General features: G+C 46.7%; 17 protein-coding genes, 7 tRNA genes and 1 other RNA gene. 6 read left to right on the forward strand and 19 right to left on the reverse strand.

The window, feature by feature from the left end; all coding sequences use genetic code 11:
• Positions 1-26: 26 nt before the first annotated feature.
• The 14 genes from OXH39_19005 to OXH39_19070 form a co-directional block, all read right to left on the reverse strand.
• Positions 27-995, reverse strand: a complete 969-nt coding sequence (locus tag OXH39_19005) for a M28 family peptidase (protein MCY3552557.1) — start codon at positions 993-995, stop codon at positions 27-29.
• Positions 996-1,610 (reverse strand): recombination mediator RecR, encoded by a 615-nt coding sequence (gene recR / locus OXH39_19010; GenBank protein MCY3552558.1) that lies wholly within the window; start codon positions 1,608-1,610, stop codon positions 996-998.
• 190 nt (positions 1,611-1,800) lie between these two features.
• A complete protein-coding gene (locus OXH39_19015) occupies positions 1,801-2,109 on the reverse strand; it encodes a YbaB/EbfC family nucleoid-associated protein (protein MCY3552559.1) in 309 nt (102 codons plus the stop codon).
• A 125-nt stretch (positions 2,110-2,234) separates the two neighbouring features.
• Positions 2,235-3,983 (reverse strand): DNA polymerase III subunit gamma/tau, encoded by a 1,749-nt coding sequence (gene dnaX, locus OXH39_19020; protein ID MCY3552560.1) that lies wholly within the window; start codon positions 3,981-3,983, stop codon positions 2,235-2,237.
• Positions 3,984-4,058: 75 nt separating this feature from the next.
• An RNA gene (ffs, locus tag OXH39_19025) (signal recognition particle sRNA large type) lies at positions 4,059-4,323 on the reverse strand.
• A gap of 24 nt (positions 4,324-4,347) precedes the next feature.
• Positions 4,348-4,439 (reverse strand) — tRNA-Ser (locus OXH39_19030).
• Positions 4,440-4,530: 91 nt separating this feature from the next.
• A tRNA-Ala gene (locus OXH39_19035) sits at positions 4,531-4,603 on the reverse strand.
• 77 nt (positions 4,604-4,680) lie between these two features.
• Positions 4,681-4,765: transfer RNA gene (locus OXH39_19040), tRNA-Ser, on the reverse strand.
• Positions 4,766-4,833: 68 nt separating this feature from the next.
• On the reverse strand, positions 4,834-5,292 hold the full coding sequence (tadA, locus tag OXH39_19045) for a tRNA adenosine(34) deaminase TadA (GenBank protein ID MCY3552561.1): 459 nt from the start codon (positions 5,290-5,292) through the stop codon (positions 4,834-4,836).
• Positions 5,293-5,316: 24 nt separating this feature from the next.
• A tRNA-Arg gene (locus OXH39_19050) sits at positions 5,317-5,390 on the reverse strand.
• A 106-nt stretch (positions 5,391-5,496) separates the two neighbouring features.
• Positions 5,497-5,581: transfer RNA gene (locus tag OXH39_19055), tRNA-Ser, on the reverse strand.
• Positions 5,582-5,696: 115 nt separating this feature from the next.
• A tRNA-OTHER gene (locus OXH39_19060) sits at positions 5,697-5,785 on the reverse strand.
• 20 nt (positions 5,786-5,805) lie between these two features.
• Positions 5,806-5,893: transfer RNA gene (locus OXH39_19065), tRNA-Ser, on the reverse strand.
• A gap of 267 nt (positions 5,894-6,160) precedes the next feature.
• The gene (locus OXH39_19070; protein ID MCY3552562.1) at positions 6,161-6,805 is read right to left on the reverse strand and encodes a sigma-70 family RNA polymerase sigma factor; all 645 of its coding nucleotides are present in this window, start codon (positions 6,803-6,805) and stop codon (positions 6,161-6,163) included.
• A gap of 455 nt (positions 6,806-7,260) precedes the next feature.
• On the opposite strand from OXH39_19070, the gene OXH39_19075 reads away from it, so the two are divergent.
• The 5 genes from OXH39_19075 (at position 7,261) to OXH39_19095 (ending at position 14,393) form a co-directional block, all read left to right on the forward strand.
• On the forward strand, positions 7,261-8,643 hold the full coding sequence (locus tag OXH39_19075; GenBank protein ID MCY3552563.1) for an ATP-binding protein: 1,383 nt from the start codon (positions 7,261-7,263) through the stop codon (positions 8,641-8,643).
• Between the two features lie 90 nt (positions 8,644-8,733).
• The gene (locus OXH39_19080; protein ID MCY3552564.1) at positions 8,734-10,665 is read left to right on the forward strand and encodes a hypothetical protein; all 1,932 of its coding nucleotides are present in this window, start codon (positions 8,734-8,736) and stop codon (positions 10,663-10,665) included.
• Positions 10,666-10,851: 186 nt separating this feature from the next.
• Positions 10,852-11,328 carry a hypothetical protein gene (locus OXH39_19085; protein MCY3552565.1) on the forward strand — a complete coding sequence of 159 codons (477 nt, stop codon included), beginning with the start codon at positions 10,852-10,854 and terminating at the stop codon, positions 11,326-11,328.
• 8 nt (positions 11,329-11,336) lie between these two features.
• Positions 11,337-13,346, forward strand: a complete 2,010-nt coding sequence (locus OXH39_19090) for an NHL repeat-containing protein (protein MCY3552566.1) — start codon at positions 11,337-11,339, stop codon at positions 13,344-13,346.
• An 84-nt stretch (positions 13,347-13,430) separates the two neighbouring features.
• Positions 13,431-14,393, forward strand: coding sequence for a GNAT family N-acetyltransferase (locus OXH39_19095; protein ID MCY3552567.1), 963 nt, complete (start codon positions 13,431-13,433; stop codon positions 14,391-14,393).
• Positions 14,394-14,408: 15 nt separating this feature from the next.
• On the opposite strand, the gene OXH39_19100 is transcribed toward OXH39_19095, so the two are convergent.
• Complete coding sequence (locus OXH39_19100; protein ID MCY3552568.1) at positions 14,409-14,768, reverse strand: DUF5615 family PIN-like protein; 360 nt, start codon at positions 14,766-14,768, stop codon at positions 14,409-14,411.
• Positions 14,769-14,770: 2 nt separating this feature from the next.
• Positions 14,771-15,010, reverse strand: a complete 240-nt coding sequence (locus OXH39_19105) for a DUF433 domain-containing protein (GenBank protein MCY3552569.1) — start codon at positions 15,008-15,010, stop codon at positions 14,771-14,773.
• 229 nt (positions 15,011-15,239) lie between these two features.
• Between OXH39_19105 and OXH39_19110 the strand changes: the two genes are divergently transcribed.
• The gene (locus OXH39_19110; protein ID MCY3552570.1) at positions 15,240-16,238 is read left to right on the forward strand and encodes a Gfo/Idh/MocA family oxidoreductase; all 999 of its coding nucleotides are present in this window, start codon (positions 15,240-15,242) and stop codon (positions 16,236-16,238) included.
• On the opposite strand, the gene OXH39_19115 is transcribed toward OXH39_19110, so the two are convergent.
• Genes OXH39_19115 through OXH39_19125 form a run of 3 tightly spaced genes read right to left on the reverse strand, consistent with a single transcriptional unit; the run spans position 16,235 to position 19,268 of the window.
• Positions 16,235-17,326: an ABC transporter ATP-binding protein gene (locus OXH39_19115; GenBank protein ID MCY3552571.1), complete on the reverse strand. Its 1,092-nt coding sequence runs from the start codon at positions 17,324-17,326 to the stop codon at positions 16,235-16,237. The genes OXH39_19110 and OXH39_19115 overlap by 4 nt on opposite strands.
• Positions 17,317-18,582: a DNA methyltransferase gene (locus OXH39_19120; GenBank protein ID MCY3552572.1), complete on the reverse strand. Its 1,266-nt coding sequence runs from the start codon at positions 18,580-18,582 to the stop codon at positions 17,317-17,319. The genes OXH39_19115 and OXH39_19120 overlap by 10 nt, the downstream gene beginning before the upstream one ends.
• Entirely contained in the window at positions 18,579-19,268 is a 690-nt protein-coding gene (locus OXH39_19125; GenBank protein MCY3552573.1) for an MvaI/BcnI family restriction endonuclease, read from the reverse strand. Before OXH39_19125 ends, OXH39_19120 begins: the two co-directional genes overlap by 4 nt.
• Between the last annotated feature and the right edge of the window lie 8 nt (positions 19,269-19,276).

The raw sequence follows: 19,276 nt of genomic DNA on the forward strand, positions 1-19,276 counted from the left end.
ACTGACCGCTGATGGCTGATGGCTAATTAAAGTCCATCATAAATGATACTGATAACAAGCATGGCAGCAACTTCTAAGCTTTTCGGACTACATTTGTCGACTGTATCTTCGACTGTGTGCCAATACGGATAGGTGAAGTCGATAATATTAACCATCGGGATGCCTACCTCGATTAATGGAACGTGATCGTCCATGATTGCGTCCCCTAAGCGGTATTGAAACGGCGTTAAACCGAGTGTTGCCGCGCGCCGCCAAATTGCCTCCGTGTACCCCTGATTTGCGTTCCAAGAGTAGCGTTCTATCGGGAACGCCAAATCCTTGTCTCCAACCATATCCAGCAGAATTCCATAGTCAGGTTTCCATCTTCCCATGTTTCGCGCGAAGAATCGGGAGCCGATAAACATATGCTCAATGGATCTGCCATAGTCCTCGCCATCGAAAAGAACAATAACAACTCGCCGTGGCGGTGGGTGCGTTTTTAAGACTCTCGCCATTTCAAGAAGGACAGCGACACCAGAGGCACCATCGTTGGCACCGAGGATCGGTTTGTCTTGATTTTCGGGCTTTGGGTCTCTATCAGCGAAAGGACGCGTGTCCCAATGTGCAGCGAGTAAAAGTGTCTCCCCACCAGTTGATGGTCCGAATTCTGCCAAGATATTGTTCAGTTGAAGCGTTACCTTTCCAGCTTCATATTGATGCGGTTGGAAGTCTACGCTGTTCGCGTATTTCTGGAGTTCCGTGAATAGGTAATCCCGCGTCTCATTATGCGCTGCGGAACCCGGCGGTCGTGGTCCAAATTCGCACTGTTTCTTCAATATTGCGAAAGCGCGCTGTGCATCGAAAGCGGCACTCGCCGCGCGTGACGTACTTGCACGAACTCGAGCAGTGTTTTTTGATTCAGCGTTTGGACTATTTGCGTCTGACTCCGCCCATGCGATATTCAATACACTGTAACACACGCTGATTAAAAGTGCTGCAAACCACTGCTTTCTCATTTAAGCCTTCCTTCTACCTTCCAATGCTTTTGCGAGGGTTACCTCATCAATGTACTCCAAATCACCACCCACAGGAATACCATAAGCGATTCGAGTTACAGCGACTTCAAACGCTTCCAAGTGTTGTGTAAGATAGAGGGCCGTCGCTTGTCCTTCTGTTGTCCAGTTTGTCGCGAGGATGACTTCTTGCACCGGTTCTGCGTTTACAGCGGCAGTTTGAATTCGTTGAAACAGCGTGTTAATTCCGAGTTCATCGGGTCCAGTCCCGTCAAGCGGTGAAAGAACACCACCAAGTACATGATAAAGTCCTTTATAACCGTTGGTCCGCTCGATTGCCCAAAGATCATCGGATTCTTCGACAACGCAGATTACCTGCCGATCGCGGCGTGGACTTGTACAGATGTAACACGGATTTGTGTCGGTAATAGTGCCACATACGTCACAATAACATAACTCTTGTTTCACCTGCGCGATAGCTTCAGCAATTTGAGCCGTCTCGGTGTCAGGTAACTTTAGCATAAAAAACGCTAAGCGTTGTGCTGTCTTCTGACCAATCGTTGGCAGCTTTTGGAGCTCTGTGATGAGTTTCGCCAGCGGTTTTGGGTATTCTTGCATAGATTTTTTGTGCTAATTCCCACAGCACGGATGAGGATTAAAAGAGCGGTAGGGTGATGTCGTGACGATACCCACTTCGGTTTGGCAAAAGGGCCTACCGTTGTTAGAACATCGACGAGATTACCCATTTAAATTCTTAATCTTCATGATGAGGTAGAGACACCTGTGCCTTCACCTTTTACGCTTCTTATTACGGGAGCCCTGGAATTTTAATGCCACCGGTTAACTTGCTCATTTCTGCTGACATCATTTCTTGTGACTGTTGCAGTGCTTCATTGACAGCTGCGACGATTAAATCTTCGAGCATTTCCGTATCTTCTGGATCAACGACTTCCGGTGTAATACGGAGCGATACAACTTCCTGTTGTCCATTGACGACAGCGGTTACCATTCCGCCACCGACGGTTGCTTCAACGGTGCGATTTGCGAGTTCCTCTCGAATTTCAAGCATCCGCTTTTGCATTTGCTGTGCCTGTTTCATCAGGTCATTCATCTTCATAATTCTGGTCCTGTCCCCAAGCGGCTTTGTATCATATCTGTGTGGATTTTCGTCTTGGTACAAAAATACTTGGAACGTTAGAAATTTCCTTATAGAATCTGCTTCTCCAATTTGGAAAGAAGCGATTATTGGGTTTCAACAACTGTTGCCTCAAAAAGTTCGAGTGCGGTTTTAAGTTGTGGATCATCTTGGGCTTCAAGTTTACGCATGAGCGGTGTCTTTCGTGTCGCTTCCTTTGTCTCATCCTCGGCGGCTATCGGTTGCGGGACGGTATCTAAGGCAACTAACTCAATTTTCACAGGTTTACCGACTTCTTGCGTTAGTGTTTCGGCTATAGCTTCTTTGTCTTTCTCTACTATCATGGAAAGGTATGAGGGTGAACATGCGATTTGAACTCTGTTTGCGCCGTTCACAGTGGGGACAGCTCCCTCTAACAAGCCATGCCTGAGTTTTACTGGGAGTTTTGATTTTACCGCGTCCCAAAATGATGGCAGATTTGCTAGATCTCGATGTTCAGGTGAGACAGAAAAAGAAGTTGACGCGTTTAAGTCCAATGAAGGGGGCGTTGCGGTTTGTTCTTCGTAATGTGTCCTTGCTGTTTCCTTGGAGGTAGGGGTATCCTGGTTTGTGAGAAGAGGCATCTGTGGTGATGTCTCTTGTGGATGTGGTGCGGATTGCCCCGTTGCGGAAAGTCCTGCTGAATCAAACTTCTGTTCCAACGCAGACAATTTTTTGAGAATTTCCTCAAGTGGGATACCTTCTTCAAGCGAGTTTAGTTGAATGAGTGCTGTTTCTAATTGAAGTTGAGGATAACCGTATTGCTTGATATCGCGACTGGTGTGCATCAAAATCTTGATAATCCGTGAGAGTCTACCTACGGACATCCGTTCTGCCTCTTGCTTGAGTTTAGGCAGATCTGATCTCGGACTCTGAATCTGTTCACTAAGGGCATCATCAATTGCCAAAAGCCGGAGGTCTCGGAAATGGTCTATCAGTTGATCTAAACATTGCGACAAATCAGTCCCTTGTTTCATTAGATTGTTTAGTGTTTTTAATGCGTTTGCCAGATTTCTTTCCGTAATTGCCGCCGTAAGCTCCCCAAGAAGCGAGCTCGAACTAAGCCCGATAGTCTGCTCAACGGTTTCAACCGTCAAATCCTTGCCTACAGAAGATATAAGCCGTTCTAATAGGTTTTCTGCGTCCCGTAAGCACCCCTCGGATTGGCGCGTGATAAGGGTGAGTACGTCCAAATCAGCTGAAACCCCTTCCTCCTTGATGAGTAATTGTAGGCGTTCAATTATCTTTTCATCTTCGAGGTGTCGGAAATCGAAATCTTGACAGCGAGAACTGATTGTTTTTGGGATTTTGGCATGTTCAGTTGTTGCCATGATGAATATGACATGCGACGGTGGCTCTTCAAGCGTTTTCAGCAAGGCGTTGAACGCCTCCGGTGAGAGCATGTGCGCTTCATCTATGATGTAGATTTTGTAGGTACAGGTGGCTGGCGAGAGTTTGACGTTTTCACGGAGGTCTCGGATTGTATCAATACCGCGATTGGAGGCGGCATCCATCTCAATAACATCGAAGGATCTGTCTTGGGAGATGTCGTTACAAAATTCGCATTGATTGCAGGGTTCCGCGGTCTTGATGGAGTCAAATTCGGTTTCTTGAAATCGGTTGGGACAGTTGACAGCTTTGGCGAGAATGCGAGCGACTGTGGTTTTACCAGTGCCACGTGGTCCCCAGAAAAGGTAGGCATGCCCGATACGTCCAGATAGGATCTGATTCTTTAGCGTTGTCGTAACGTGCTCCTGTCCGACAACATCACTAAAGTTTTGGGGACGCCATTTTTGGGCGAGAACCTCGTAAGACATTAGGCAATCCTTTTTTGTACGACCCGAGTTTAGGCATGCAGTGTGGTCAGTCCAACGAATACGCCCGAAAAATGACTATGCACCCAAGGTTGACAAATTCCTCCAAGCGTTGCCCACGTCGTTAACTCAGGCCAGGCACCCTTGCGTCACACGAGGAACTCATCTACCGCTGCTTCCTTCCGGACCTGACGGGGTTCAACAAGCACTCGTTGCTCAAGACCCAACCATCAACACCACGTGCGCGGGACAGGCCCCACAGAAACAGGCCGCATCCTGGGGATTCAGTTCTGCTTTAGCGGATTGCAGATACAGGGCACCGCTACCTCCCCACCTAGCATAGCCAAGGCGTTAATTATTAAAAAACTGGCGGAGAGAGTGGGATTCGAACCCACGGTACTGCAAAACAGCACACATGATTTCCAGTCATGCCAGTTCAGCCAACTCCTGCATCTCTCCGTTTTATAGTTTTCAGTTAAGCGCGAGTTTAAATCGACAAACTCCCCCTTTAACCAGTAACTGACGACTGACAACTGAAAACCATTAAGTATGGAGCAGACGGGATTTGAACCCGTGACCTCATCCGTGCGAGGGATGCACTCTCCCAACTGAGCTACTGCCCCACAAGCCGCAAAAATTAGACATTTCGCGACAGTAAAATCTTTTTGAGTCCTATTATTAAGCGAAAGCGAAAAAAAAACGGAGAGAGTGGGATTCGAACCCACGGTGACTTGCGCCACAACAGTTTTCGAGACTGTCCAGTTCAACCACTCCTGCATCTCTCCTTCTGATGTAAGCTATCTACCCTTTAGCGACGGGATAGTGCGTACGTCCGAACTTTGATAGCCTCTTCTTAAAATGGACGACGACGTTCTTGAAAAAAGGATTTTAACAGGGTGCTGCTCTCTTCTGCTAACACGCCACTCACCACTTCAACCCAATGGTTCAACCGTTCATCTTGGAGGATGTTATAGAGTGTCCCGGCTGCCCCTGATTTTGGGTCTGTTGCGGCGTAAACGACCTTCGGGATACGCGCTAATACGATTGCGCCTGCACACATCGGGCAGGGTTCTAAAGTTACATAAAGGGTCGTATCAGTGAACCGCCAATCGCCGATTTTTTCGGATGCTGCTTGTATGACGAGCATTTCTGCGTGGGCAATAGGACTGCCGCACGATTCTCGCAAGTTGTGCGCTTCAGCCACCAAGGTGTCACCACTCACAAGCAGAGCACCAACTGGAACTTCATCCTTTTCCCCTGCTTGCTGCGCTAATTTAAGTGCTTGTCGCATCCAGAAAGAATCGCTATCCAAATTCTATCCAACAAATGGGTTTGAAGCGCCTGAGAGGATTCGAACCCCCGGCCTTCTGATCCGTAGTCAGATGCTCTAATCCACTGAGCTACAGGCGCGTATAGTAATAGTTATCAGTTAAGACGGGTTGCAGCGCGCAAGCAAAATGGAACTGCCACAACAAGTTACTCAAAACTGACAACCAACAACGGATGATTATTAGAACGGAGAGGGTGGGATTCGAACCCACGATGGCTTTCGCCATAATCGCTTAGCAGGCGATCCAGTTCAACCACTCCTGCACCTCTCCTTATGACGGTGGGAGTAGGATTCAAACCCACGATGGCTTTCACTATAACGCCCTTATCAAAAGACAAGACCGCCGCATTCGTCCACCCCAACCGTTTTATCTTTATCTATTATAATGGCGGTGGGAGTAGGATTCAAACCCACGATGGCTTTCGCCATAACGCCCTTATCAAAAGACAAGACCGCCGCATTCGTCCACCCCAACCGTTTTATCTTTATCTATAATGGCGGTGGGAGTAGGATTCGAACCCACGATGGCTTTCGCCATAACGGTTTTCAAGACCGCCGCATTCGTCCACTCTGCCATCCCACCTATACTACTTAGTTTCCGTATTAATTATACGATATATAAAATATTGTGTCAAGGAAATTATCACTTTTTTCGGCGGTGTATCGTTTCAGCCTATCTTCTAATGGTGTTTCAGGGATTTTCTAAGACGCTTGAAAGGTAAGTTTGTTTTTACGCACTACAATTAAGAGATCATCGTTACAGAATTGCATTAACGAAAGTTTACTTTTTAATGTAGTGCGGGTCGCGGATCCGCAAGCCAATTTCCTTAAATATCTATTGCAGCGTCTACTAAATTTCTCCATGCCACTCCAGTGGTTCGTTTCGTAAATAAGGAAGCAGCATATCTTGGAGCCGCCGATGTGCATGGTGCAAGTGTGTTTTAATGGTGCCTTCCGACCTGTTTAGCAGCACTGCTATCTCTTTAATCGCGAGCTCTCTCCGATGTCGTAGATTGAAAACGCGACGCTGACCCGGCGGAAGTTTCCGCACTGCCTTTCGAATCATTTTACCAAGTTCCTTTTCTTCAAGGAGTTTCTCAGGCGATGGGTGAGAATCCATCATTGTTAGGACATCGTCCGCATCAAGTGGTAATTCTTCAAACGTAAGAAGTTTACTACGGTTACACTGCCTCTGAAAGTCGATGCTGCAATTGATAGCAATCCGGTAAATCCAACTGTAAAACGCGGAGCCACCTTTGAAGTTGGGCAGTGCTTTAAACGCTTTCAGAAAGACCTCTTGGCAAAGGTCTTTTGCTGTCTCCCGATCGCGAACTCGCTGGTACATGAGGTTATAAATTTTCTTTTCATATTTGAGGAAAAGGGGATTAAAAGCCTCTGTGTCCCCATCCTTAAACCGATTGACAAGCGCATCTTCGTCAATCTGTTCAAGCTCCGATTCTGTGTACGCGGTGGCGAATTTCTGCGGATAAGTCATGCTTGTTACCTCCATATTGAACGAAGTTAAATTTGAGGGACCTAAATTTGTAATGCCATCATTGAAAGCAAAATATCTTAAAGATTACACACTATAAGCACCAGAAAGTTCCCATTTTTTTCTGTTTTAAAGTTTCCATTTCCACATACTATTTAGACAGATTTGATTAGGATTTTGTTCGATTAAAATCTTTGTCCGCCGAACCGCATTTCTCGTAAAAATTTGCAAAATCGTAATGTGCTTTTATATATGACCAAATAGATTCGCTATCCTAATTGCTCCAGTTGACAGGTCAACTGCTTTCGGTTATACTAAAGACCACCTTAGCATTTAAAGTTATCTCGTAAGTAAAAAAATAGGTTCCTATTGTTAGTGACGCGATTTGTTGGGTAAAAAGGTGCAAAATTTCAGAAAAACTGAAATTTTGTAGGAAAAATTAAAAAAAGAAGGTCCCGATGCGTCGGTATAGCATTCAAACCAAAATTGTTCTTCCATTTCTGCTCCTTTTTGCTTGTGTCACTGTCTTTGTGCCGTTGCTAACCGTTGAGCTTTTCGCGTGGAAGTACAGTGAGCAGTTTACAAGTGAAACCCAAGGCTGGCTCGACACCATCGTAGAAACTGGGTTTATTCGGGAAGATAGTGAGAAGGTCAAGAAAGCATATAGTGTAGAAATTATGGTTTTCGGTTCCGATTACACGCTTAATGATAGCACATTGGTTGGGCTTTCCGACGCTGAGCGAGATTGGACAAATTTAGCGAAAAAGATGCGGCTGAGTGAGGTAAAAAAGCACTTCCAAGAAGCGGATGGCCCCCCTTTCACGCACGATGTAACGCTCGCTGGAAAGCCTTATAAAGTTTTTTATCTTTCAATCAATCCTGGACGTTTCTACTGCTTGTTGCGTCCGATGGATAAGATCGCCGAAGCGAAGCGAACCCTGACGTGGTATATGTTAGGCATCGCTGTTCTCGTTATGGCACTGATTGCTTTCATCAGTTATCGTATTGGGAAGAATTTGACGAATCCGATTAAAATTTTGGTCGATTCTACGACTCGCGTCGCAACAGGCGACTTGGATGAGCAGTGTGAGATTAAAACACACGATGAAATCGGTGATCTTGCTGCTGCATTTAATCAGATGACGCAGGACCTTAAGCAGTCAAGAGACCAGTTAATTCAAGCGGAACGGTTGGCGACAGCAGGAAAAATGTCTGCCTCGTTTGCCCACGAGATTCGTAATCCGTTGTCGTCGATGCGGATGTTAGCACAGATGTTAATGCAGAAATCTGAAATGTCGCAGGAACAACATCAACAATCTCTCCGCTATATCCTTGAGGAAATTGAACGGATTGACACCATAGTTAAAGGGTTGATGGACTTCGCGCGTCCTTCGACCCTTGACCTGAAGCAACAATCCCTCGCGCCTGTCCTACAATCTGTTTTGGATTTGATGGAAGCCAACTTAGCACATCACAAAATCCAGTTAGTCTTAGACTTGTTACCTGAAACCCCAGAAATCCAATTTGATTCAGATAAATTGAAGCAGGCGTTTATGAATGTGGTCTTGAATGCAATGGAGGCGATGCCGCAGGGTGGTGTATTGAAGGTGTCTACACTTATGGAAGACGACAGCGTGTGCATAAAGGTTGTGGACACTGGCGTTGGAATACCAGAGGAAGATTTAGAATATCTGTTTGAACCGTTCTTTACCCGAAAAACGAGAGGGACAGGACTTGGATTGGCGAATGTCAAGCGGATTCTTGAGGAACACGGTGGTAGCGTAGAAATGGACAGCACGCCGGATGAAGGGACACAAGTATCGTTGTGGTTGCCGTTGTAAGATGTATCGTTGAAATGGAATTAGATTTTAGAGAAAAAGAGACTGTGGTATACTGTGCTGTGTTATCAGGATAGTCTGTAGAAATCTTGTTTGAAAGGCAATAAATTGATTCAGGAACGAACCCGAGATAGTCTCACATGGCGTGCTGTGCTGATCGGTTTGACATGCGCCACTATTGAGTGTCTCTTTGCGCCTTATAACGATTACGTCATCCGCAATATCTTCCTTGCAGGTGGCCACTTTCCTGTCGCGCCCTTCTTTGTCCTAACAATTTTTGTGTTGGGTATCAATGTTTTCCTGAAACAGGTCCACCCTGCCTCGGCGTTCTCACCTGGGGAACTCGTCACAATCTGGTGTATCATGATCGCACCGGCGGGCATTCCGTCTTCAGGGATGATGCGCTATGCTCTCAGTCCAATGGTGGCGTATCAATATCTCGCCACACCGGAAAACGACTGGGAGTCACTATTCCACCACTACATTCCACACTGGCGCGTCGTTCGCGATCACACCGCAGCGCAGTCTTTCTTTGAAGGTTTATTCGCAGGAGAATCCGTGCCGTGGGGGGCATGGATAGTTCCTATCTTAACATGGAGTGCCTATGTCCTGGTGGTCTATTTCGTGATGATCTGCCTCTCTGTACTGCTCCGCAGACAGTGGGTGGAATATGAACGCTGCGCTTTTCCACTTGTTAAGTTACCTGTGGAGATGGCAGCGCAAGGCAGAGGTAGCCTCGGTCCGCTCTTTAAAAACAGCGCGCTCTGGTTCGGCTTTGCGTTCCCAGTATTCCTTCATACGATGAATGGTCTCCATACGTTCTTTCCGTCCATGCCGCATGTTCCACGCGATTTCTGGCTCAATCAATATCTCGTCGAGCGTCCTTGGAACGCGTTACGTCCGTTTCAGATTGTCATTTTCTGGTCGATGGTAGGGTTTAGTTATCTACTCACCCTGGAGGTATCTTTTAGCATCTGGTTTTTCTTTGTGTTCTACAAACTCCAATGTCTTTTGGGTGTAATGCTCGGCTTCCAGCTCACTTCGGGACCCGGTGTGCAGTGGACAGGTAAATCATTTAGTGCTGCACAGGAAGCGGGTGCATGCCTGACGTTTGTTGCCATCGCACTCTGGAAAGCGCGACATCACATTAAAGGCATGTTCCAGTTCCGACCTTCCGACGAAGCCTTACCGCATGGCGTTACAATCTTCGGACTTCTCGGCGGTATCTGTGTGCTTGCGTTTTTTAATCATTTGATGGGGATGTCCCTCATATTCGCGTTCGGCTTCGTTCTGTTTCTGCTTGCGATGTATGTCCTGCTAACGTGGCAGGTGATTAACGGCGGCATTCCGTTCATCAATCCATCGTTTTCACCACAGAGTTTCTTCCTGACCACCTTAGGCACCTCAAAAATTCACCCTTCCACGTTGACTTCGCTGATGATGCACCCTGTGTGTCTCACATTAGACCTTCGCGAATTCATGATGCCAAACATCATGAACGGACTAAAAGCTGCGGATGAGGCACGCGTCAAACGACGGCAGCTACTCATCGCTATGGCAGTTGCAATGGTTATCGGGCTTGGTGTTTCCTATTACTCTGCGATTAAAGTTAGTTATGCACACGGGGCACCTTATACCGGTGGTAGTTGGTTTATGCGTCAACTTGAGGGATTGCTTGTAAGCCCGAAAACAAGCACGAATTGGACAAACACAGGGTTTATGGTATTCGGGAGCGGGTTCACGATTTGGCTGATGTGGATGCGTCAGACCTTTGTATGGTGGCCCCTGCATCCGCTCGGTTATACGATGCTGAGTTCGTGGGCGACGTTTAAACTCTGGTTCTCTATATTCTTGGGGTGGGGCTTAAAGTTTAGTATCGTGAAATATGGCGGCTTGAAGGCGTATCGGAGTGCAAGACCGATATTCCTTGGACTCGTTCTCGGAGAGATGACATGTGCTGGACTCTGGGCGATTATCGGGATGATTACTGGGATTAGCACGGGGTACCGTATCTTGCCGGATTAGATAATAGCAGTTAGCAGTCAGCAATCAGTTACTATTTGGTGGATTGGGATGGTTATTAGGGAAAACGGAATGGCTCTGGTCAGAAGACGTTTTGCCTTGACATTCAGATGAGAAGCATGTACCCTATTAATGGCGTTTAAGGCAGCAGGTAAACACCAATAACCTCTATTACTAAAAGAAATTCTGATGAGAAACTGGATAATAGTGATTTGTCTCTTATTTACGTCTTCGGCGTTTGCCGAATTGACACCCGAAGATATCCTAACGATTTCCGATATTGTAGAAAAAGCCGTTACTGCATCGGAGAAACGGACGCGTGAATATATTGATAAATCGGAGGAACGCATGCGCGCATATATTGATAAATCAGAAAAGCAGACGCGCGAATATGTTGATACAAAACTTGAATCACTTGAACACAAACTCGACGGTAGAATAGGGCGTTTGGAGGGTAGATTAAATGGTACCGACAGAAACATAACGATAGTTGTGGCACTGGTGGTGGGTGTCATGGCATTAATTGTGTTAGCAGTTGGTATACCACAACTCATCCTCGTCTCCAGACAAAGTAATCAAAACGCGATGCAAAAAGAACTTGAAGCGATGCGAGTTGAGATACAACAATTCCGTAAAGAACTTGCCCTTCTGTTGCAGGAGCACTAAGCGAAAAGATGAAAAATACAACTCTTACAATACTACTCACATTCTGTTCGTTATGCCTTGGATTACCTTCCGCTTTTTCGGTGGATTTTATCCAATTAGAGCGTGAATTTGCAGGCAAAGGCTCAACACAAGGACGGTTCGGTAAGGATATTCATCTCGCCTTTGATAAGCAGCATATCTACGTTAGCGACGCTGAGAATCGACTTATCCAGAAGTTGTCGGCAACAGGAGAATTTCTGTTTCAGATCCCGGAAGCACCGGAATCGCTGGATAATATCTTACGGAAACCGGGGCATCTTACTGTGGATAGTTTAGGAAACATCTACGTTGCCGATGTGACCGTGCATCATATTGCTGAGAGCAAGGATCCGAAAGTTTATATGTTCGCGCCGTGTGTCTACAAGTTCAGTGGGACGGGTGAATTGTTAGACACTTACTTTGTTGATCCGGTGGATGTCCATCCCAAGGTTGTTTTGCCAGTGAATCTTATCATTGACGAAGAAGGGAAAACGGCTTTCGCCATTCAGCCCAAGGGACACGACAGAGCTCTCCGCGTCGCTCTCAATTCCCAAAATGAACTTTATGTTTTAGACGCAGAACTGGGGCGAGTTCATAAATTCAGTGCTGATGGAGAAAAGTTGTTTGCCTTTGGTAGATATGGCGCAGGTGAAGGTGAATTTGATATGGATGCCGCGGACATCGCCATTGATGCGCGTGGGAACGTCCTCATTGCAGATACCGGTAACCACCGCATTGTGAGATTCGATGCAGCAGGGAAACCTCTCGGTAGTTTTGGGAGAGAAGGACGCGGCAACGGTGAATTCGTGAAGCCAATGGCACTCGTTACCTTGCCCACTGGCGAAATCCTCGTTAAAGATGCCAGCCAATTTCGTAGGAAAGTCGGTGGACTGCCGGAGGTTATTGCGCTCTCTCCCACATTGACGCAGCTAACGGAGAGTACGCCGGGGCAAGCTGAACTCGCGGATACTATTGTCAATGCGACGCAGTCACGATACGGTCCGTTTGCACAGAGTGCCGCTGCAGCTGCCGACACTGCCGCCTTGAATAGACGTGTACGGTTATTGGAAGAAGCAGAATACAGTCGATATTACGCCGATGAAACCTATGACGAGGATAAAGAAGAACTCGCTGAAGAACTCAAACGGAAAGACATCCGCTTGACCCTCTTTCATAATATCATCTCACGCGTTCAGAAGTTTGATCCCAACGGACGGTATCTGGGACGGATCGTTTATGAAACAGATCAGCTCAGCGAGGAAAAACACGATCTGACCTTCTTGGATTTGGATGCTGCGGGGCACCTTTATCTACGGGATGCCAGCGATTTTACGATCGCGCAGTATTCTGTAAGCGGATTTACCGTGAAGCCCTCGCACATGAACGGATTTTACAGTGTTCGCGCTGCGAGTTTGCACAACAACTATCTGGAAGATTATGAGGACATTGACTTTTCAACCGATGTCCAAGATGAACTCAGCCAGTTGGAACTTAAAAATCTATTTGGATGGACCTACAGCCTCTCGGAGCGGTGGCATTTGACGTTCCTTGACGAATTAACGTACGGCGAACAAGATGAACGCTATGTTACCCCGGCGAAGGTAGAGGATAGTTACGATTTTGAGACACAGGCGTTAGAGAATGCGTTCGCCGCGAACCTGAAGTTTATCACGAATCCAAATCCATATCGGTATAAGGAACTCAATTTGTCTGTTGGGCGCGTTGATGGCACGTCTGATTTGATGCAGGACGCGCTCTTTCCTGACCTCAACAAACAGCGCAGAATAGATACCGGTGATGCAAGTTCTACGGTTGTTGAACTCAATTGGGATATCTGGTCAAGGGCAAATCTTTGGCTTCGCTATGCTGATCTCAACCCTGCTGAAACGAGTCGCAATTTTATCCGTCGGTTTTACGATGTCTCCGGGGACCTCTACGAGGTGTTTGGGAGCCGCAATGAGGCGCGCCAGTTCCTTGGAGAGTTGACCATAAAGTTTTAAAGTAGTAGGCACAGTCCCTGTGCCGTTCCAAAAGTAGTAGGCACAGTCCCTGTGCCGTTCCAAAAGTGAGGTCTATCAATAAAAATGGAGTTTCGCGCCCTTTACCCTGAAGAATTGGAGGCGTGGCTGGACCATGTTACGACTGTCTTTACAGGGGGTCGCCAATATTTTTCTAATCATTGGCACAACGATCCCTGGAGAGATCCTGAAGGCATTCGTGTTGCCGTTGACAATGGTACGATCGTTAGCACAGTGCGGGTTTTTATTCGGAAGATGTTTTTGCATGGGGAGCCGATAACCGTCGGTGGTATCGGTGAGGTCAGCACGCGCTCAGAATACCGGCGGCGTGGACTCGCTTCACAACTGCTTAAGGATTCGATCGAGTTTATGGAGTCCCGTGATATTGCCGTCTCTTTGCTCTTCGGAAGCCAACGCATCTATTCCATTGAAGGATGGGAAAAGGTACCTCGCTATTACGCAAGACAATCTTTCGCAGCTGAAAAAGGTTCGGAATGTGAAGTTCGTCCAGCTAATTTTGATGATGACACCGAAGTTAAGCGAATCGCTGCACTTTATGACGGATACGCCCGCAAATTCAATGGCACCATCGTCAGAGATGAAATAGCGTATTGGACAAAGTGGGTACGAACCGAGTCACCGAATGCTTGGGTTGCTGAACGGGATGGGGATATTGAAGGATATGTTTCCGTCGTTCGGAACGAAAGTCAACTAAACGTTAAGGAGTTCATCGCCTCAGAACCATCCTTTGCCCAGGAGAAAGGTAAACAACTTTTTGAAAGCATGCTCTCTAATATTATAGCCCAAATGGATGTGGAATCATTTGAGGTCGTCTATCCAGCACCTATTGCAGACGGTTTTAATGCTCCAACGATTGACGAACAGAGCAGTGCGATGTATCGCATCAATCGACCCGACGCACTTCCGAATTCTTATGATTCAATCCCGAATCTATTACACAACCAACCACAGTCTTTATCACAAGGCATCAAGTCGCATCATATCTTTTGGTATACCGATGGGTATTAGGGGACATACCTTACCCTAAAGTCGACGAAGCCTTAGGCGTCCAGATCGATACACGGCGATCAAAGGCGGAGTCCAATCCACCTGCATTTTGAGTAACTCTTGTAGGTCATCAATTACTTCAATTGGCGTACGCCCACCTGGACGCAGAAGGATAATTCCTGTAGTAGGGTGTTTCCGATAGACTGCAAGTTTCCCGAAATCGGAATCGTGCGTTAGAACAAACCTACTCATCATATATGCATTAGCGAGAATGTCCTCGTCTTTGTAAAGATGCCACCCCTCTTCAAAAGCAGAAACTACATCAACCCCTTGAGAGCGTAGAAACTGAACAACTGGGGTCGTTATATTCATATCCGCGACAAGTGGGGGTAGCATTGTCAAGATGCTCCATCGCGCGGAAAAGGCATATCTATGAAGATGTCGTTTTGCAATGCGCGTGCTGCGTAGCCAAGGACAGCCCGAATGCTTTCTTCACTTAATATCGGATAAGATTCAATAATCTCCTCGTTTGTCATACCTTTTGCCAATAAACCCAACACCTGTTCCACGCTTATACGCGTGCCTTCAATTACCGGTTTTCCACCAAGTATTTCCGAATTAGCGATAATTCTAACCACAATTATTTTCCTCCATAATGAGATTGGTTAATCTTGCATGGATATTTTATCATAATTTTCGGTTTGTATCAAATCGTTTTGCTGAATTACCTACCGATCCACCACAAAAAATTTGACTTCTAATCTGATGCGGTATATAATCGCTTCCGTAGCAAAATAGTTAATCTCGTAGGCATTTCGTTTGCAGTTTTCCATAGTTTGAAGTTACAGGATATAGGGGGACATAGACATGGCAAATTTACGTGTTGGGGTTATTGGGTGTAGCGGTATCGGCACGACACATGCATCAGGGATCGTCGGGCTGCCGAATGTTGAATTAGCCGCTGGCTGCGATTTTGTTCAGAGTACGTTAGATGCTTTTAAGGAAAAATATCAGGACAATTGGGATAACATCTCTCTGTATACCAACCATCAGGAGATGCTCGCCGCTGAGAATTTAGATGTCGTGACGGTGGCGACTTCTGACCATCGGCACGCGGACCTGGTTGTTGACGCAGCGAACGCCGGTGTAAAGGGTGTTTTCTGTGAAAAGCCGATGGCGACGAGTGTTGAAGATGCGGACAGAATGATAGAGGCAACCGAGCGAAACGGCACGATTCTGTCGATTGACCATACCCGACGGTGGCAACCCTTATGGCGGCATACGCATGATGTGATTGTCGGTGGTGGACGCATCGGGGATGTCCAATATGTCATCGGTACCTTGAGTGGTGGTCGCGCAATGCTTTTCCGTAACGGGACACACCTTGTCGATGCTATCTGCTATTTCGCAGACTCGGATCCAGAGTGGGTCTCTGCCGAATTAGAGGACGGCTACGAGGACTACAACGAATATAAAGGTGATGGCGGACACGTTCCAGCAACGGAACCGTCGGCGCACGGATATATTCATTTCGCAAATGGTGTGCGCGGTTACTATGCTGGCGGTCCGAAAACGACACTCTCCGGGTTCCGTGTAGAGATTGTTGGCACCAACGGCTATATTCTTATCAGTGACAAAGGGGCAACACTCCACCAAGACGACGTTGTCGAAACGATTGAGGCACCGACATGGGATATGACAGGTATCCCCGCAGGCGTTCGAGAGTTGGTAGGTCTTGTTGCAGAGGGTGGGCAACCCGTTTCGCCTGGGAGCGAAGGTTATAAGGTCGTCCAGATTATCATCGGCTTCTTGACCTCGCAACAGCAAGACAATGGGAAAGTCAAACTGCCGTTGTCTGGCGGTTAGTCTTCTTCAGTTTTCAGGACAATCGCATTTTCAGGTGCCCATTGCAGATAGACCTTATCACCGCGTTGGAAGTGATGTGTGTCTCTCATACCTGTATTCTGTTGCTGAGCGATAAGTGGCGTTGGGTAATCGGTCTGCACCGTATATTGAAGCGTCGTGCCGAGGTAACTTTCGTCCTGAATCGTGCCTTGTAAGAGATTCACGGCATCAGTGGTCGGAGTTGTTGTTAAGTCAATACGTTCTGGGCGAATCGCAACGGTGACAGGTGTGTTCAAGGGAATATCGCTGGTCGGTGCGCAGACAATTTTAGACGGTGGTTCTATTGTCAGGGCAACCGCGTTTTCGCTGATAAGTGTTCCTTCAAGGAAATTGGAGGTGCCGATAAAGTCCGCGACGAAACGACTCTGCGGTGAGTCGTAGATTTCAGCGGGTGTTCCGACCTGAAGGATTTTCCCGCCATTCATTACCGCTATGCGATCAGAGAGTGCCAACGCTTCACCTTGATCATGCGTGACATAAACGAACGTAATACCGACTTTACGTTGCAATGCCTTTAGTTCCGATTGCATCTGTTTTCGGAGTTTTAGATCGAGTGCTGAGAGCGGTTCATCTAACAGCAGGATGGTGGGTTCATTGATTAATGCACGCGCGAGTGCCACGCGCTGTCTCTCGCCACCGGAGAGTTCGCTCGGTTTCCTATCCGCGTACCCTGGTAACTGAATTAAATCTAATGAACGTTCAACGGCATCTGAAATTTCTGATTTCGATGCCCTTTTCATTTGTAGTCCGAATGCAATATTCTGTGCGACGGTTTTGTGCGGGAACAGGGCGTAATTTTGGAAGACGGTGTTGACTGGACGACGATAAGGCGGTGTTTCTGCCATCAATTCATCGTTGATGTAAACCTCTCCAGTGGTAGGGTACACAAATCCACCGATAATACGAAGCGTTGTCGTTTTGCCGCATCCACTCGGTCCGAGCAGTGAAAAAAACTCGCCGCCCTCTATCTGTAACGATACATCATCAACGGCGACCGTATCGCCGAACCGTTTTGTTACAGATGTAAGCGTAATCTGTCCTACAGACATGTATGAGTCGTCCTTTGGCAAACGACGATGTTTTCTTCGTGCATTGTTGTGGAGGTTTGACCTGCAATATTGGAAGGGCTGTTCTTCTTTGGCATCCGTTTGTTTGGAATGTTTCTGACAATAGTTGCCTTATGGGTAAAGCCGTGCTGACCAAATGCTGAAACAATAAAGGCATCAGTTGGCAGCATAACCTCTTTGACGCGACGATTGCCAACAACATAGCAAATTGTAGCATTTGATGAAAGCATTTGTGCCACTGAATTGATGCTACGCTCAAGATCAATATAAAACGCTGACACTTCACACGCTCGTTTTTTGTCAACCGAATGAATTTTCTCAATGGCAGACGATACTGGTGAGCCTGTCAGCGTTTCTTTTGAACGCTGCCCACCCATTGCGAGTTTGTCGATTTTGCGAGCATTCGGCAAGCCTATCCATTCCGCTGCAAGTCGAGAAAACTGTCCATAAGCTACCGTGGTATGCGAATCTCCATAAGGAGGCGATGTAATCACCATGTCATAACCGCCGAGTGGACGCGGTAGTGGGAATTCACCTTGAACAGTGTTTGCATCGGATACTGATGCCTCAACGCTTTTCCGTTTTTCGAGAAACGCTGCCAAACCTTGCCGATTTCTGTTGAGTTTTTTGCTAAAAATTCCGAAAACGTCTGGGTTGAAGTCCTTGAGTTTGTCAGTAGGCATGCGGTATAATTTAAACTCTCCGTTCCGCGTATAGGAGACTTCACGAACCGTTTCCGAAAAAGCGACCAGTATGAAGTTTTGGGCAGTTTTGTCTTCTACCTTGTTAATCCAATCACGTAGATAAGCGAGACATTTGATAACCTCTTCAGAGAACCAATACGTCAGATTGAGGATATTCGGAATCGGCGCGTCAGGTATCTTGTCCGTTCCAAACTCGACCTGAAAGAGATCGGCATTCAACCTGTTCAGCACTTTGTCTAAGGTAGATAGGCAAATCGGAGTTGATTTGGCAGTTGCTATGAGGCGCACGAGGGGGTTAATGTCACATCCAACGCTGTGCATGCCGAATAGAGATGCCTCAACCAGAGAGGTACCGGTCCCACAATACGGATCAAGCAGCCATCCGTTTTCTATACCATACTCCTTAAGAAGTTTCCGTGCGATTTGCGGGATCATCATTGCTGGGTAGGTGTGGAAGCAGTGGGAGTACTCTTTGGTATCAGCGACTCGGAAGTCCCACGTTTCATCTTTATATTTCAGATTGTCTGTGCTCATATCAGTTTTTCCCGATTACCAAAGCATAGATTCCAGAATCTTTCGTCAATTCTAAAAGCGGTGCCGTGATTTCTAACTGATCCACTTTCTTTTAGGTGCATTCTCACATCAACGACAATAATATCCTGTTTAATTAAATCCAGTAAATTATCTTCATTTGGTTGTGTTAGGTAGAATGCCTCATTAAACCAAAACTCTTCCTTTTCTTCTGAATTGATACGGGTATCTGCATAAACAATAACCAGGGCAGGCATCTTCTTCATGAAACTATTAATTAAGTTTTCACCTGCCCATTCAGCACCGAGGGACCCATCTACGTGATAGAGCCTGACTGCTTCCTGCTCAACTTTCACGTAAAGTCCCTGATTGTTCGGTTTGCTATTGACGGTGCAGTATAAGGACGAACGGTCGTTTGTATCTATATAACCGTATTTCTCAATCAAGGACTTCTGTTTCATCTTCCAAGTCCCACGGTTGAAAGTGAACATAGTTACCCGATTGCTAACTCCATTTCTCTGGGATTTCAGTTCGACATCCCCAAAATCAGGGGTCTTAAGATTGTTTTCCTCCAATCCAAGTAAAGTCTCCAGCGTGTAGCCTATGCCAGTATTACTTCTCCGCAATGAAACGACAAAGCCCATCTGTTTAATCTCAGACAGTTTGTCTTTTAACTGGGCTATGTCCATTCGGGGCC

This window comes from Candidatus Poribacteria bacterium (genome assembly GCA_026702755.1).
Lineage (GTDB): Bacteria > Poribacteria > WGA-4E > WGA-4E > WGA-3G > WGA-3G.

What these genes read in the sequence shown, in the direction of transcription:
- OXH39_19075 (MCY3552563.1), top strand. Translation starts at nt 7,261, where the DNA reads ATGCGTCGGTATAGCATTCAAACCAAAATTGTTCTTCCATTTCTGCTC.
- OXH39_19015 (MCY3552559.1), bottom strand. Translation starts at nt 2,109, where the DNA reads ATGAAGATGAATGACCTGATGAAACAGGCACAGCAAATGCAAAAGCGG.
- recR (MCY3552558.1), bottom strand. Translation starts at nt 1,610, where the DNA reads ATGCAAGAATACCCAAAACCGCTGGCGAAACTCATCACAGAGCTCCAA.
- OXH39_19120 (MCY3552572.1), bottom strand. Translation starts at nt 18,582, where the DNA reads ATGAGCACAGACAATCTGAAATATAAAGATGAAACGTGGGACTTCCGA.
- OXH39_19005 (MCY3552557.1), bottom strand. Translation starts at nt 995, where the DNA reads ATGAGAAAGCAGTGGTTTGCAGCACTTTTAATCAGCGTGTGTTACAGT.
- OXH39_19095 (MCY3552567.1), top strand. Translation starts at nt 13,431, where the DNA reads ATGGAGTTTCGCGCCCTTTACCCTGAAGAATTGGAGGCGTGGCTGGAC.
- OXH39_19110 (MCY3552570.1), top strand. Translation starts at nt 15,240, where the DNA reads ATGGCAAATTTACGTGTTGGGGTTATTGGGTGTAGCGGTATCGGCACG.
- OXH39_19085 (MCY3552565.1), top strand. Translation starts at nt 10,852, where the DNA reads ATGAGAAACTGGATAATAGTGATTTGTCTCTTATTTACGTCTTCGGCG.
- OXH39_19125 (MCY3552573.1), bottom strand. Translation starts at nt 19,268, where the DNA reads ATGGACATAGCCCAGTTAAAAGACAAACTGTCTGAGATTAAACAGATG.
- OXH39_19070 (MCY3552562.1), bottom strand. Translation starts at nt 6,805, where the DNA reads ATGACTTATCCGCAGAAATTCGCCACCGCGTACACAGAATCGGAGCTT.
- OXH39_19100 (MCY3552568.1), bottom strand. Translation starts at nt 14,768, where the DNA reads ATGCTACCCCCACTTGTCGCGGATATGAATATAACGACCCCAGTTGTT.
- OXH39_19090 (MCY3552566.1), top strand. Translation starts at nt 11,337, where the DNA reads ATGAAAAATACAACTCTTACAATACTACTCACATTCTGTTCGTTATGC.
- OXH39_19115 (MCY3552571.1), bottom strand. Translation starts at nt 17,326, where the DNA reads ATGTCTGTAGGACAGATTACGCTTACATCTGTAACAAAACGGTTCGGC.
- dnaX (MCY3552560.1), bottom strand. Translation starts at nt 3,983, where the DNA reads ATGTCTTACGAGGTTCTCGCCCAAAAATGGCGTCCCCAAAACTTTAGT.